Source organism: Micromonospora sp. NPDC007208, from assembly GCF_042869175.1.
In the GTDB taxonomy this organism is placed as follows: domain Bacteria; phylum Actinomycetota; class Actinomycetes; order Mycobacteriales; family Micromonosporaceae; genus Micromonospora; species Micromonospora foliorum.
This window is the reverse complement of record NZ_JBIAFG010000013.1, coordinates 62,461-76,055: the sequence shown is the minus strand read 5'-3', so window position 1 is coordinate 76,055 and position 13,595 is coordinate 62,461. Positions and strand designations below refer to the sequence as shown.

Annotated in this window: 14 protein-coding genes and 1 pseudogene; 9 read left to right on the top strand and 6 right to left on the bottom strand. The window is 71.2% G+C overall.

What is annotated here, in order from left to right; genetic code table 11:
* From ACFYL6_RS23605 to ACFYL6_RS23595, 3 genes are read left to right on the top strand one after another with little or no spacing between them, the layout of a single operon-like run.
* Complete coding sequence (locus ACFYL6_RS23605) at positions 1 to 798, top strand: hypothetical protein (protein WP_387174443.1); 798 nt, start codon at positions 1 to 3, stop codon at positions 796 to 798.
* Positions 799 to 832: 34 nt separating this feature from the next.
* Entirely contained in the window at positions 833 to 1,033 is a 201-nt protein-coding gene (locus ACFYL6_RS23600) for a CopG family transcriptional regulator (protein WP_145790112.1), read from the top strand.
* A gap of 32 nt (positions 1,034 to 1,065) precedes the next feature.
* Entirely contained in the window at positions 1,066 to 1,416 is a 351-nt protein-coding gene (locus tag ACFYL6_RS23595; RefSeq protein WP_387174241.1) for a type II toxin-antitoxin system death-on-curing family toxin, read from the top strand.
* A gap of 108 nt (positions 1,417 to 1,524) precedes the next feature.
* Here the strand turns inward: ACFYL6_RS23595 and ACFYL6_RS23590 are convergent, their stop codons facing one another.
* Complete coding sequence (locus ACFYL6_RS23590; RefSeq protein WP_030329696.1) at positions 1,525 to 2,208, bottom strand: response regulator transcription factor; 684 nt, start codon at positions 2,206 to 2,208, stop codon at positions 1,525 to 1,527.
* Between the two features lie 24 nt (positions 2,209 to 2,232).
* On the bottom strand, positions 2,233 to 3,516 hold the full coding sequence (locus ACFYL6_RS23585; RefSeq protein WP_387174238.1) for a sensor histidine kinase: 1,284 nt from the start codon (positions 3,514 to 3,516) through the stop codon (positions 2,233 to 2,235).
* Positions 3,517 to 3,721: 205 nt separating this feature from the next.
* Here ACFYL6_RS23585 and phoU point away from each other — a divergent pair, with 205 nt between their 5' ends.
* Positions 3,722 to 4,375: a phosphate signaling complex protein PhoU gene (gene phoU / locus ACFYL6_RS23580; RefSeq protein ID WP_238658334.1), complete on the top strand. Its 654-nt coding sequence runs from the start codon at positions 3,722 to 3,724 to the stop codon at positions 4,373 to 4,375.
* A gap of 63 nt (positions 4,376 to 4,438) precedes the next feature.
* Here the strand turns inward: phoU and ACFYL6_RS23575 are convergent, their stop codons facing one another.
* Positions 4,439 to 5,206, bottom strand: a complete 768-nt coding sequence (locus ACFYL6_RS23575; protein WP_196919940.1) for a phosphoglyceromutase — start codon at positions 5,204 to 5,206, stop codon at positions 4,439 to 4,441.
* A 152-nt stretch (positions 5,207 to 5,358) separates the two neighbouring features.
* On the opposite strand from ACFYL6_RS23575, the gene ACFYL6_RS23570 reads away from it, so the two are divergent.
* On the top strand, positions 5,359 to 6,636 hold the full coding sequence (locus tag ACFYL6_RS23570) for an MDR family MFS transporter (RefSeq protein WP_387174235.1): 1,278 nt from the start codon (positions 5,359 to 5,361) through the stop codon (positions 6,634 to 6,636).
* 75 nt (positions 6,637 to 6,711) lie between these two features.
* Complete coding sequence (locus ACFYL6_RS23565) at positions 6,712 to 8,007, top strand: MFS transporter (RefSeq protein WP_387174232.1); 1,296 nt, start codon at positions 6,712 to 6,714, stop codon at positions 8,005 to 8,007.
* 365 nt (positions 8,008 to 8,372) lie between these two features.
* Here ACFYL6_RS23565 and ACFYL6_RS23560 read toward each other — a convergent pair.
* Positions 8,373 to 8,762: pseudogene (locus ACFYL6_RS23560) on the bottom strand (hypothetical protein); the annotation flags it as partial.
* A gap of 61 nt (positions 8,763 to 8,823) precedes the next feature.
* Here ACFYL6_RS23560 and ACFYL6_RS23555 point away from each other — a divergent pair.
* Positions 8,824 to 9,525, top strand: a complete 702-nt coding sequence (locus tag ACFYL6_RS23555; RefSeq protein WP_387174451.1) for a hypothetical protein — start codon at positions 8,824 to 8,826, stop codon at positions 9,523 to 9,525.
* Between the two features lie 240 nt (positions 9,526 to 9,765).
* On the opposite strand, the gene ACFYL6_RS23550 is transcribed toward ACFYL6_RS23555, so the two are convergent.
* Complete coding sequence (locus ACFYL6_RS23550; RefSeq protein ID WP_387174230.1) at positions 9,766 to 10,281, bottom strand: YbjN domain-containing protein; 516 nt, start codon at positions 10,279 to 10,281, stop codon at positions 9,766 to 9,768.
* 57 nt (positions 10,282 to 10,338) lie between these two features.
* Entirely contained in the window at positions 10,339 to 11,703 is a 1,365-nt protein-coding gene (gene mshA, locus ACFYL6_RS23545) for a D-inositol-3-phosphate glycosyltransferase (RefSeq protein WP_387174228.1), read from the bottom strand.
* A gap of 205 nt (positions 11,704 to 11,908) precedes the next feature.
* Between mshA and ACFYL6_RS23540 the strand changes: the two genes are divergently transcribed.
* Positions 11,909 to 12,670, top strand: a complete 762-nt coding sequence (locus ACFYL6_RS23540) for an SDR family oxidoreductase (protein WP_387174226.1) — start codon at positions 11,909 to 11,911, stop codon at positions 12,668 to 12,670.
* Between the two features lie 62 nt (positions 12,671 to 12,732).
* A complete protein-coding gene (locus tag ACFYL6_RS23535; RefSeq protein WP_387174224.1) occupies positions 12,733 to 13,521 on the top strand; it encodes a class I SAM-dependent methyltransferase in 789 nt (262 codons plus the stop codon).
* Positions 13,522 to 13,595 lie beyond the last annotated feature (74 nt).

The following is a 13,595-nucleotide window of genomic DNA, read 5'->3' as shown; positions in this document are numbered from 1 at the left end:
ATGGAGCTCCGTGTGCTGGTGGACGACCCGGGTGACCCGCGCAGCCGCGAGGTGCCCCTGGACTTCCCTCGCGAGTGGATCGAGTTCGCCGACCCGGCCGACGAGACGCACCTGATCCGGGCCGACCTGACCTGGCTGCTCTCCCGCTGGACCTGCATCTTCGGCAAGGGCTGCCACGGCATCATCGCCGGTCGGGCCGCCGACGGTTGCTGCTCGCACGGGGCGTTCTTCACCGACTCGGACGACGAGAAGCGGGTTCGCAAGGCGGTCCGGGGGCTCACCCCGTCGACCTGGCAGCATTTCCGGCGCGGGTTCAAGAACTGGACCGACGAGGACACCATCGACGGTAAGAACCCGGCCCGCCGCACCGCCACCCAGGGCGCCGACGGTCCGTGTGTGTTCCTCAACGACGCCGACTTCGCCGGCGGGGGCGGTTGCGCGCTGCACGCCCAGGCGCTGCGCGACGGGGTGCACCCGCTGGAATACAAGCCGGACGTGTGTTGGCAGCTGCCGATCCGCCGCGACCAGGACTGGGTGAAGCGGCCGGACAACAGCAAGGTGCTGGTCTCCACGCTGTCCGAGTTCGACCGGCGGGGTTGGGGAGCCGGCGGGCACGACCTGGACTGGTGGTGCACCTCCTCGACCGACGCGCACGTCGGCACCGAGCCGATGTACCTGTCGTACGGGCCGGAGCTGACCGCCCTGATCGGCGCCCCCGCGTACGAGCGGCTTGCCGAGCTGTGCGCGACCAGGACGCAGCAGGGCATGATCGCCCCGCACCCCGCCGACGAGGTCTAGCTGATCTTGGTAGCAGTCCTGCTACCATTGCGTCGTGGCCATGACGCTCCGGCTTGACGACGATCGTGAACGGCGGCTCCGTCTCGTGGCGGACGAGGAGGCGCGGTCGATGCACGCCGTCGTCGTCACCGCGATCGACGACTACCTGGCTCGACGGAACGCCAAGGAGTTCGGCGACCTCGCTGACGAAATCATCGAACGCCACGCCACGCTGCTCGCCCGCCTGGCGGAGTGATGACAGACGTCCGTTATCCCACGCTCGCTGACGTGGCGGGCATCGCCCGCAAGCTCGGCGTCGGAATCCGGGACGCCGGCCTCGCGGAGTCGGCCGTGGCCCGGCCGCAGACGAGCGTGGTCGGGGAAGACGCCTACCCCGACCTGTGGACCAAGGCCGCCGCGCTGCTGCATTCACTGGTCAACAACCACCCGTTCGTGGACGGCAACAAACGGATCGGCTGGATCGTGGCCATCACCTTCCTGCTACAGAACCGCGCCATCACGATCACGCAGCTCGACGAGACCGATCAGGACGTCGCGTACGACCTGGTCATCGGTGTGGCAGAGAGCCGGCTGACGGAAGTGGCCGAGATCGCCGCGGCGTTACGCAAGCTGTTCTGAGCTCTGGGCGCCGATCACCGCACTTCTCGCCCGACGGCCTCCAAAGGCACTGCAGCACAGCCCAAGAGGGGGCCTGCGTCGAGCGCAGACCCCCATCGGGTACGCCGCTCACGGCTCGAACTTGTAGCCCAGACCCCGCACGGTCACGATGAAGCGCGGCGCGGACGGCTCCGGCTCGATCTTGGAGCGAAGCCGCTTGACGTGCACGTCCAGCGTCTTGGTGTCGCCGACGTAGTCGGCACCCCAGACCCGGTCGATGAGCTGGCCGCGGGTGAGCACCCGACCGGCGTTGCGCAGCAGCAGCTCCAGCAGTTCGAATTCCTTCAGCGGCAGCTGCACGGCCCCGCCGTCGACGGTCACCACGTGCCGTTCGATGTCCATCCGCACGGGCCCGGCGGCCAGCGTCGGCGCACCCGCCTCGGCCACCTCCGGGCTCTGCCGGCGCAGCACGGCCCGGATCCGGGCGACCAGTTCCCGTGGCGAGTACGGCTTCGTGACGTAGTCGTCGGCGCCGATCTCCAGCCCCACCACCTTGTCGATCTCGCTGTCCCGGGCGGTGACCATGATGATCGGCACGGCGGAGCGCTGCCGCAACTGCCGGCAGACCTCGGTCCCCGACATCTCGGGCAACATCAGGTCGAGCAGCACGATGTCGGCGCCGGTCCGGTCGAACTCGGTGAGGGCGTCGGTGCCGGTCGCGGCGACCGAAACCTCAAAGCCCTCCTTACGGAGCATGTACGACAAGGCGTCGGAGAACGACTCCTCGTCCTCGACCACGAGAACGCGGCTCAACGGGGATTTCCTTTCCATTTGCTGTCAGACCTGCCGTAGCCCAGTCGGACCGGACTCGATCCCAACCGGCGGCAGTGTCGCCAGGAGGTCGTCCGGTGGACTGGCGGGCAGCCGGAGGGTGAACGTCGATCCACCACCAAGAGTGCTCGACACCTCGACCCGTCCGCCATGGTTGCTCGCAATGTGTTTCACGATCGCCAGGCCGAGCCCGGTGCCGCCGGTGGCACGCGAGCGGGCCTGGTCGGCCCGGTAGAAGCGCTCGAAGATCCGATCGACGTCGGTCGGGGCGATACCGATGCCCTGGTCGGCGACGGCGACCTCCACGTGCTCGTCGTCGCCGCGCAGGGTCACCCGCACCGTGGTGTCCTCGCCCGAGTAGTTGATGGCGTTCTCCACCAGGTTCGCCACCGCAGTGGCGAGTTGGGAGTCGTTGCCGTACGCGGTGAGGCCACGCTGCCCGTCCACGGTCACCGCGACCCCCCGGGCGGAGGCCGTGGTGCGGGTCCGGTCGACCACCTCGGCGATCACCCAGTCAAGCGCGACCGGCTCCGGTGGCGGCTGCGGCTCAGCCCCCTGCAACCGGGTCAGCTCCAGCAACTCCTGCACCAGCCGGCCCAACCGGGTCGACTCGTGCTGGATCCGTTCGGCGAACCGGCGGGCGGCCACCAGGTCCTCGGAGAGGTCGGGCGCCGCGGCGTCGGCCGGCTCGGTGGCGTCCAGCAACGCCTCGGCGAGCAGTTGCAGGGCCCCGATCGGGGTCTTGAGCTCGTGGCTCACGTTGGCCACGAAGTCGCGTCGTACCCGGGTCAGCCGGTGCGACTCGGTCACGTCGACCGCCTCGACCGCGATGAAGCCGTTGCCGAGACCCATCGCCCGCAGGTGCACGCCGAGCGGGTTCTCCCCCGCGCTGTCGCGACCCCGGGGCAGGTCCAGCTCGATCTCGCGCCGCACGCCGGTGCGTCGCACCTGGCCGGCAAGGGTACGGATCAGCGGGTGCGCGGCGATGGAGCCGGGGGTGCTGCCGGTCCGCAGCAGTCCCATCGCGCGGGCGGCCGGATTGATCAACACGGGGACGTCGTCGTTGTCCAGTACCACGACACCGGCCCGGAGTGAGTCGATCGTCCGGCGGCCGAGCCCGGCCTGCTGCTCGTCGGCTATCGCGGGCCTCCCCCTGCTCCAGCGGAAGCTGCCGCTCCCCGTCGACGTGGAGCGACCGTCCCGCCTCGGCAGGAACCGGGGCAGCAGCAGACCGGCGACCATCCCGGCCACCAACGCCACGGCCACCACGACCGCCACCGCCCACTCCACCCGGCGATCGTAGGGCCATTGTTAACCTGGCTACCACACAGACCGGGACGAACTACCCTCACTTACGGAAGTGTTCACCCCCACGTCTGGCGTCGTTCACCGTGGTTCATCCGGGATCCGTCCGCGCGCCCCTACCGTTGGCGTCGCACCTGCTCAACCCCCTGCGCCGGCACCCGTCGGCGGCGACCGACCACAGGACGTGATGATGCGCGACGAGTTCCGGGCCGACCTCCAGATCGTCAGCCAACTGCTGGTGGACATGGCGGAGGGCGTCCGCGCCGCCATGCGCCAGGCCACCCGGGCCCTGCTCACCGCCGACCGGCAGGCCGCCGAGACGGTCATCGAGCGGGACGCCGAGATCGACGACCTCTACCGGCACGTCGAGGAGCGGGTCTGTGACCTGCTCGCCCGACAGGCGCCGGTCGCCTCCGACCTCCGGGCCATGATCACCGCGCTGCACGTGGCCGCCGATCTGGAGCGGATGGGCGACCTCGCCGAGCACGTGGCGAAGACCGCGCTGCGCCGGCACCCCTCCCCCGCCGTCCCGGCCGAGCTGCGGACGGTCTTCACCGAGATGTCCGAGATCGCCGACCGGATGGCCGTGAAGATCGGTTCGGTGCTGGCGAAGCCCGACGCCGACCTCGCCGGCGAGCTGGACCGCGACGACGACGCCATGGACGAGCTGCACAAGAACCTGTTCGCGGTGCTGCTCGGCGACGACTGGCCGTACGGGGTGGAAACGGCGATCGACGCCACCCTGCTGGGCCGCTTCTACGAGCGCTTCGCCGACCACGCGGTCAACGCCGGCGAGCACGTGATCTACCTGATCACCGGGCAGAGCGCGCCCAGCAGCACCTGACGCCTACGGCAGGGGCCCCTCGTCGTCGCTCTCCGCGATGACGAGGGGCCCCTTTTCCGTGGCTCAGCGCCCCTGGTTGGCCACCGCCGCGGCGGCTGCCTTCGCAGCCGTCGGGTCGAGGTAGGTGCCGCCCAGGGTGAGCGGGCGCAGCTGCGGGTCGAGGTCGTAGCGCAGCGGGATGCCCGTGGGGATGTTCAGCTTGGCGATCGCCTCGTCGGAGATCTGGTCGAGGTGCTTGACGAGGGCGCGCAGCGAGTTGCCGTGCGCGGCCACCAGCACCGTCCGGCCGGCCAGGATGTCCGGCACGATCGAGTCGTACCAGTAGGGCAGCATCCGCTCGACGACGTCCTTGAGGCACTCGGTGCGCGGCATCAGCTCGGTCGGCAGCAGCGCGTAGCGCGGGTCACCCACCTGCGACCACTCGTCGTTGTCGTCGATCGGCGGCGGCGGGGTGTCGTACGACCGGCGCCAGAGCATGAACTGCTCCTCGCCGTACTCGTCGAGGGTCTGCTTCTTGTTCTTGCCCTGCAGGGCGCCGTAGTGCCGCTCGTTGAGCCGCCACGACCGGCGTACGGCGATCCAGTGCCGGTCGGCGGCGTTGAGCGCCAGCTCGGCGGTGCGGATGGCACGGCGCATCACGCTGGTGTGCACGACGTCCGGCAGCAGGCTGTGCTCGCGCATCAACTCGCCGCCGCGCCGCGCCTCGCCCTCGCCCTTCTCGGTCAGGTCGACGTCCACCCAGCCGGTGAAAAGGTTCTTGGCATTCCAGTCGCTCTCACCGTGTCGCAGCAGGACCAGCGTCCCGACGGTGGGCCCTTCGCTCGCAGTCATGCGGATCATCCTGCCTCAACCGCCCGGCGGACACGCGGGCAGCCGTCGTGACGACCACCACGTGAAAAAGCGGATGACCAGCGGATCCGCCCGCCACTAGGGTTGTAAGGCACGCCAGTCACATCGGTCATTACTTGCAAGCGGGGCGCCATATGCGGACGATGCGGAGTTGGTTCCGGGACACCACCGGCGGCCTGCCGACCACCTTCTGGTACCTGTGGTCCGGCACCCTGATCAACCGGCTCGGCTCGTTCGTCCTCGTCTTCCTCGCCATCTACCTGACCCAGGAACGTGGTTTCTCGGCCTCGCAGGCCGGCCTGGTGATCGGCCTCTGGGGCGTCGGCGGCGCGTTCGGCACGACCGCCGGTGGCACTCTCGCAGACCGCTGGGGTCGCCGACCCACGCTGCTCACCGCCCACGTGGGCGCGGCGGCGATGATGCTCGGCCTCGGGCTGGCCCGGGACCTCTGGGCGGTGGCGCTGGGCGCGCTGCTGCTCGGCATGTTCGCCGAGGCGGCCCGGCCCGCGTTCGGGGCGATGATGATCGACGTGGTGCCGGCGAAGGACCGGCTGCGCGCCTTCTCGCTCAACTACTGGGCGATCAACCTGGGCTTCGCCTGCGCCGCCGTCCTCGCCGGCCTCGCCGCACAGGCCGACTACCTGCTGCTGTTCGTGGTCGACGCGGCCACCATGCTGATCACCGCGCTGATCATCTTCAGCAGGGTGCCGGAGACCCGACAGGCCGGCCCCGCCGCCGCCGCGGCGCAGGCGGCACCGCGTGGCGCCCTGCGCACGATCCTCACCGACCGGGTCTACCTCGGCTTCGTGGCACTGAACCTGTTCGCCGCGCTGGTGTTCCTCCAGCACATCTCGATGCTGCCGATCGCGATGGGCGACGACGGTCTGAGCCCGGCCACCTACGGCTCGGTGATCGCGCTCAACGGCGTCCTCATCGTGGTCGGCCAGCTCTTCGTACCCCGGCTGATCCGGGGTCGGAGCCGCTCGCACGTGCTCGCGCTGGCGTCCGTGGTGATGGGCGTGGGGTTCGGGTTGACGGCGTTCGCCGGGACCGCCTGGTTCTACGGGCTGACCGTGCTGATCTGGACGGTCGGCGAAATGCTGAACTCGCCCTCCAACTCCACGCTGATCGCCGAGCTGTCCCCGGCCGAGTTGCGCGGCCGCTACCAGGGCGTGTTCTCCCTCTCGTGGCAGATCGCCGGGGCCAGCGCGCCGATCCTCGGCGGCCTGGTGCGCGAGCATGCCGGCAACGACACGCTCTGGTACGGCTGCGCCGCGCTCGGCCTGCTGACCGCGGTGGCCCACCTCGTGTCGGGGCCGGCCCGCGAACGGCGAGCGACCGCGCTACGCCGATCCGGCGAGGCGTTGGCACCGACCACCGCGTCCCGAACGCCGCAGCCGGCCGAGGCGTAATGACTGGCGCGGCGGTGCCGGAGTTTCCTACTGTGCGGTGGAAACAGTTAACAATCTGAACTGTCGGGAGGTCGGGTGTACGCCCTGCGGCGCTGGTGGCACGACACCGCAGGCGGCCTCCCCGCCACCTTCTGGTACCTGTGGGCCGGCCTGCTGATCAACCGGGCCGGCGCGTTCGCCATGCTGTTCCTCTCGCTCTACCTCACCGACGTCCGCGGCGCGAGCGAAGCGCTGGCCGGCACGGTGGTCGGCGCGTACGGGGCCGGCGGGGCGGCCGGCGTACTGCTCGGTGGAGTTCTCGCCGACCGCTGGGGCCGCCGTGCGACCCTGCTCGCCGCGCACCTGGCCACGGTCGGCCTGATGGTGGCGCTCGCCTTCACTCGACCCCTGCTGCTGATCGCGGTGCTCTCCGCGCTGATCGGCGTGGTCCACTCGATGCCCAGCCCGGCGTTCGTGGCGGCGATCGTCGACGTGGTGCCGGCCGAACGCCGCTCGCGCGCGTTCAATCTCCAGTTCTGGGCGTTCAACCTCGGCATGGCGGTCGCCTCGCTGCTCGCCGGAGTCCTGGCCGAGGCGAGCTTCACGGCGCTGTTCCTGGTCGACGCGGGCGCCACCCTGACCGCCGCCGCCGTGATCGGCTGGAAGGTGCCGGAAACCCTGCGGCTGGCCCGGCCGGCGGCCGACCTACCGCCAGTCACCCCTGCGGCGCCAAGCTCCGTCCGGACCCGCCGGCCGGGTCTGCACACCGCGCTCACCGACCGTACCTTCCTGGTCTTCGTCGGGCTCACCTTCGTGCTGGCCGTACTCACCATGCAGACGTCGACGATCATGCCGCTGGCCATGCGCGCGGACGGCCTCGGCCCATCGGCGTACGGGCTGGTGGTGGCGCTCGGCGGCGCGCTGATCGTGGTCGGGCAACTGTTCGTGCCCCGGCTGATCGACCGGCACCGGAAGGACGTCGTGCTGGCCGCCTCCACCGCACTGCTCGCGCTCGGCTTCGGGGCGCTCGCCATCGCCGACGAACTGGCCATCTACCTGGGTGCCGCCGTGGTCTGGACGGTCGGCTCGATGCTCGCCGCCCCGCCGAACGCGCAGATCAACGCGGACCTGGCACCACCGCAGCTACGAGCGCGCTACCAGTCGGTCTTCTACCTGACGTTCCCGGCCGCGGCGTTCGTCGCGCCCACCCTCGGCGGGGTGAGCCTCCAGCACCTCGGCGACCGACACTGGCTGATCGTGGGCGGGCTGGGTCTGCTGGCCGCGCTCGGGCACCTGCTCGCCGGACCACCCCGGGAGCGGCACGTCGCCGCGCTGCGCCGGGTCGCCGGCATGGAGCCGAAAGCCCCCACAGACCGCGTACCGACCGGATAACCAACGCAAAGCGCCCACCACGTCCCTGAGGTCGTGGTGGGCGCCCGCCGGTGGGGCCGGCGGCGGCGGGCAACACTCACCCCCGTAAGCATCGCCCGCTCACGCCGCCGGTCCTAACAGGTGGGCACCGTCCCCCAACGGTTAATCCACCCGTCCCCTCGCGCCTCGTCTGGTGCGCGGATCTGATCGATCCGCCGCTCCCCCGAACGTTTCCAAACGTGGCGCGGTGCAATAAAGCTAGTTCGCCCGGATTCTGGATTCAACCCAGAACGGCTGTCTCGCCCGTCACAACTGGCGAGTATCCGCTGCTCCGGCCTCGTCCGTTGGCAACAGCCGGGTACCCGTCGGCCATTCCCCCAAACACCTCAACCGTCTTCCCGATCGGGTGACTCGGTCCGGAAGAAGTTGCTCTGCCGGCCGTCCCGCATCTGTTCCTGATAAATCAGGTTCAGCCGGCGCAGGTCAAAGGTGTAAAACCAGTCATCCCAGGTGATCTCGCGGATCCGGCTGCTTTCCCGATATCCGGGAATGTTGAACGTCAACACACCCGCCCGGCCATCCCGCTCGGTACCGGCGATGGTCGCCGGCTTCGCCCCACGTTCCCGGGCCCAGCGCTGGATCACCTCGTGGTTCGCCGTGATCAGACTCCGCCCCGGGCGCTCCGGTCGGTCCGTGATCGACGAGATCACCTGCGAACTGCGGACCGACCGACCCGTACCCCGTCCGGTCCGGATCCCCCCGGCCGTCGTCCCGCCACCGCTCGACGGCGTAAACGTGCGCTTGGCCGCCGCCGTGCCCTTGGCAGGTGCCGTGCGCTTGGCCGCCGTGCTCTTGGCCGCCGTCGTACGCTTCGCCGGCGCGCTCTTGGCCGCCGTCGTACGCTTCGCCGCCGGCCGCGCCGGCGCCTTCTTCGCCGGCGCCTTCCGAGCGGGCGCGGTACGCGCCGTCGCTGTCTTACGGGCCGCCGTGCTCTTCCGCGCCGCCGTGGTCTTCCGGGCGGCAGCGGTCTTCCGGGCGGCGGTCGTCCTGCTCGCGGCCGTGGTCTTGCGCGCCGCCGCTGTCGTCTTCTTCGCGGTGGTCGCCTTCTTCGCCGGCGCCCTCTTCGCCGCCGCCGTCGACTTCCGCCCGGCGGTCGCCTTCGTTGCGGCGGCCCGCTTCGCGGGCGCGCTCTTGTTCGCCGGCGCGGCCTTCGCGCGGCTCGATGCCGGCCTGGCCGCCGACTTCTTGGTGGCGGCGGCACGACCCGCCGACGCCCGGGTGCCGGTGGCCCGGCCCGAAGGGCCGGTGCTGCTCCGACCCGCGCCGGCGCGCATCGAGCGCACCAACTGTTTCACCAGGTCGGGCTTGCGCAGCGCGGAGATCCCGGAGACCCCGCGTTTGCGTAGCTGCCCGCGGATGTCGTCCACCCGCATCCGGGAGATCTCCGACTCGGAGACTCCGGGCGTACCCGGCGTCTGGTTGCCGGCCTGTCGCTTCGTCCTGGTCGCAGTCGCGCCGCGACCTGAGCTGTTCCGCTGAGCCATGGGACGCTCCGCTCCTTGGCACTCTGTCATCGGCGCGCGGGGGTCCCTTGCCGCACCGCGCGGTGCGGCATACCCGTCAGGAGCAGTCCGAACCACCGTCAGCTCGCCATGATCGTGCTCGATCCAGGATCGAGTGGCATCGCCGCGTCGGCGACACCACTACTTCCTGGTTCGAGCACGATCATGGGATGGGGCCGCGGGGCGCGGGTGCGGGTGCGGAGCGCCGGGTGTTGCGTCAGGTTGGGTCGGGGCCGGCGGTGGAGGGCTCGAAGAGGTGGGCGAAGGCGGCCAGGTTGGCGGTCGACTCGCCCCGCTTGACCCGCCACTCGTACTCGCGCCGGATCGAACTGCCGAAGCCGATCTCCAGCATCGTGTCGAACGACTCGTCGGCGTACGTGAGCACGGCGCCGAACAGTCGGTCCAACTCGTCGGCGTCCACGCCGGCCGGGTTGACCCGCCCGGTCAGGTACACGTCGCCGACCGCGTCGGTGGAGAAGGAGACGCCGTACATCCGGGCGTTGCGCTGCAACAGCCAGGCCCACAGCTCCTCGCGGCGCTCGTCCGGCTGGCGCATCACGAACGCCTCGATCCGCAGCGCGTGCTCGCCGACGATCAGGTTGCAGATCGTCTTGAGCTTGTGGGTGCCCGGCAGCGTCACCGCGTACGAGCCGGGGCCGGTCGACTCCCAGGCCAGGTCCCGCTCGGCGCAGACCGACTCGATCAGGGACGCAAGATCGCTCTTCGGGCTCACCGGACCCACTCTACGACCGACCCGGCCCACGCACCGGGTGACGACCGGCGCCCCGGGTCACCAGGAGCAGGAGAGCGCCGCGTCGCCCACCAGGTCGGCCGCGAGCCGGGTGCGGTGCGCGGCGATGGCCTCGCCGTAGACCCCGAGCAGACCCTCGACCGTACGGTCCCAGGAGAAGCGCCGTGCGTGCTGCTCGGCACCTCGGGCCAGCACCGACCGGAGAGCCCGGTTCGGCAGCAGGTTGCCCAGCGCACGGGCCCAGTCGACCGGATCGTGCCCGTCGATCAGTACGCCGCTGACCTGGTCCCGTACGGCGGTGACCAGCCCTCCGACGGCGGCGGCCAGCACCGGCGTACCGCAGGCCTGCGCCTCCAGGGCGACCAGGCCGAACGACTCGTTGTGCGACGGCACCGCGACCAGATCCGCCGCCCGGTACAGGGCCGGAAGGTCGTCCCCGGTGAGCGGCGGCAGGAACCGCACCCCGTCGGTGACCCCGAGCTTGGCGGCCAGCTCGATCAGGGCGGTCGGCCGGTCCAGCCCACTGCCGCTGGGCCCACCACAGATCACCACGGTCACCTGGTCGGCCAGCGCCGGGTCGCGCTCCCGCAACGCGGCGATCGCGCGGATCAGCACGTCGGGGGCCTTGAGCGGCTGGATCCGACCGACGAAGGCAATCACGTACCCGTCGACTGGAAGCCCCAGCCGGCGGCGGGCCTGGCGGGCGGCCGCGGACCGGTCGCCCGGCGCCGGGCGGAACCGGGCCAGGTCGACGCCCGGCTGCACGACGGACACCCGGGTCGGGTCGGCGTCGTACCGGTCGATCAGGTCTCTGGCCTCGAACCGGGTGTTGGCGACCAGCCGGTCCGCCTCGGCGACGACCTGCTCCTCGCCGATGACGCGGGCCTTGGGCTCCGGGCGGTCACCGGCCGCGAGCTGGGCGTTCTTGACCTTGGCAAGGGTGTGCGCGGTGTGCACCAGCGGCACGCCCCAGCGCTCCTTGGCCAGCCAGCCGACCTGGCCAGAGAGCCAGTAGTGGGAGTGGATCAGGTCGTAGTGGCCGGGCGGACGGGACGCCTCGGCGCGCAGCACCCCCGCCGTGAAGGCGCAGAGCTGCCCGGGCAGCTCCTCCTTGGTGAGACCCTCCAGGGGGCCGGAGGTGATGTGTCGGACCTGCACGCCGGGCGCCATCTCGACCACCGGGGGGAGGTCGCCGGACGTGGCCCGGGTGAAGATCTCCACCTCCACGTTGGCCTCGGCGAGACGCCGGGCGACCTCGAGGATGTAGACGTTCATTCCGCCGGCATCACCGGTGCCGGGCTGGTGCAGGGGGGAGGTGTGTACCGACAGGGTGGCGATACGGCGAGGCTGGGGCCACGGTTGGGCACCTCGCTGACGTCCGACACCGGTGTGCATTTCCGCCACATCCGCTCCTTCGTCACGGTTGATGCCGTCTCGCACGACCGGCGCTTCTCGGTCAACCTGTACGCCGGATGTCATCTTCCCCATCGGGCTTCGGAAATTCCCCGGCGCGGCCCCTCGGGGTGACGGACCTCATCACCGAACGCCCTCCGATGGCTGCCCTGCGCCCGGTCGGGGTGGGTCGTACGCCCGGGGTGACAATGTCGGAATGACCTCAGTCGCCATCGTCACCGGAGCGTCCAGCGGGATCGGCGCGGCCACCGCCCGCCGGCTCGCCGCCGAGGGCTTCCACGTGCTCGCCGCCGCCCGCCGCGCCGAACGGCTCACCGAGCTGGTCGCCGAGATCACCGCCGCCGGCGGGCAGGCCACCGCCGTGACCTGCGACATCACCTCGGACGAGTCGGTGGCCGGGCTGGCCGAGGCCGCCGCCCAGGCACCCGGGCCGGTCACCCTGCTGGTCAACAACGCCGGCGGAGCCCGGGGGCTGGACCCGGTGGAGTCCGGCTCGGTCGCCGACTGGCAGTGGATGTACGACGTGAACGTGCTCGGCACCCTCCGGGTCACCCAGGCGCTGCTGCCGGCGCTGGAGGCCTCCGGTTCCGGCACCATCGTGGTGGTCTCCTCCACCGCCGGCCTGACCGTGTACGAGGGCGGGGGCGGCTACACCGCCGCGAAGCACGCGCAGACCGCCATCGCCGGCACCCTCCGCTTGGAGTTGTGTGGCCGGCCGCTGCGGGTCATCGAGATCGACCCGGGCATGGTGAAGACCGACGAGTTCGGGCTGGTCCGCTTCGAGGGCGACGCGGAACGGGCGGCCGCCGTCTACGCCGGGGTGCCGGGCCCGCTGGTCGCCGAGGACGTCGCCGACTGCATCGCCTGGTGCGCCACCCGCCCGGAGCACGTAAACGTCGACCGGCTGGTGGTCCGGCCACGGGCACAGGCCGCCCAGCACAAGGTTCACCGGGTCTAGCGTGGAATGAGCCGGGTTTGCGAGCCCCGCAGTCGCGAACGGAGATTGGTCCTGAGGTCGACATGAGCCCTGCGGCGCGGCGTCGGCCGTTCGGTGTGGTCACGCGCGGCACGACGAACCCGAACCGGCTCCGTCGGGTGGATAACTGGATCGTCGCCACCTGCGCCGACCTGCTGTTGACGGCGGACGACCCCCTGGTGGTCGACCTCGGCTACGGCGCCACCCCGGTGACCGCGGTGGAGTTGCGCGCTCGACTGGCGGCCGGGGTCCGTCCGGACGTACGGCTGGTCGGGTTGGAGATCGACGCGGCCCGGGTGGCGGCCGCGGGGTCGGCCGCCGACCCACCCGGGCTGACGTTCGCCCGGGGTGGGTTCGAGTTGGCCGGGCTCCGGCCGGTGCTGGTCCGCGCGTTCAACGTGCTGCGACAGTACGACGAGAGCGAGGTGGCCGAAGCCTGGCAGACGATGACCGCCGCGCTCGCCCCCGGTGGGGTGCTCGTCGAGGGCACGTGTGACGAGTTGGGGCGGCTCGCCAGTTGGCTGCTGATCGACGCCGAGGGCCCTCGGACGCTGACCCTGGCCGCGAAGCTCACCACGCTGGGCAGCCCCGCCGAGCTGGCCGAGCGGCTGCCCAAGGCGTTGATCCACCGCAACGTTCCGGGTGAGCCGGTGTACGCGCTGATCCGCGCCCTGGACGACGCCTGGCAGGCCGCCGCCCCGTACGCCACCTTCGGCCCCCGCCAACGCTGGCTGCGCGCGGTGACCCGTCTCCGCGAAACGGGCTGGCCCATCCTCGACAACCCCACCCGCTGGCGCCAGGGCGAACTAACCCTCCCCTGGCCCCTCCCCTAACCCCGCCGGCCCTGGCCCCGGCCCCGGCCCCGGCCCCGGCCCCGGCGATCATGGAGTTCTGGTGGGCGTTTTAA

What these genes read in the sequence shown, in the direction of transcription:
- ACFYL6_RS23605 (WP_387174443.1), top strand. Translation starts at nt 1, where the DNA reads ATGGAGCTCCGTGTGCTGGTGGACGACCCGGGTGACCCGCGCAGCCGC.
- phoU (WP_238658334.1), top strand. Translation starts at nt 3,722, where the DNA reads ATGCGCGACGAGTTCCGGGCCGACCTCCAGATCGTCAGCCAACTGCTG.
- ACFYL6_RS23575 (WP_196919940.1), bottom strand. Translation starts at nt 5,206, where the DNA reads ATGACTGCGAGCGAAGGGCCCACCGTCGGGACGCTGGTCCTGCTGCGA.
- ACFYL6_RS23570 (WP_387174235.1), top strand. Translation starts at nt 5,359, where the DNA reads ATGCGGACGATGCGGAGTTGGTTCCGGGACACCACCGGCGGCCTGCCG.
- ACFYL6_RS23540 (WP_387174226.1), top strand. Translation starts at nt 11,909, where the DNA reads ATGACCTCAGTCGCCATCGTCACCGGAGCGTCCAGCGGGATCGGCGCG.
- ACFYL6_RS23535 (WP_387174224.1), top strand. Translation starts at nt 12,733, where the DNA reads ATGAGCCCTGCGGCGCGGCGTCGGCCGTTCGGTGTGGTCACGCGCGGC.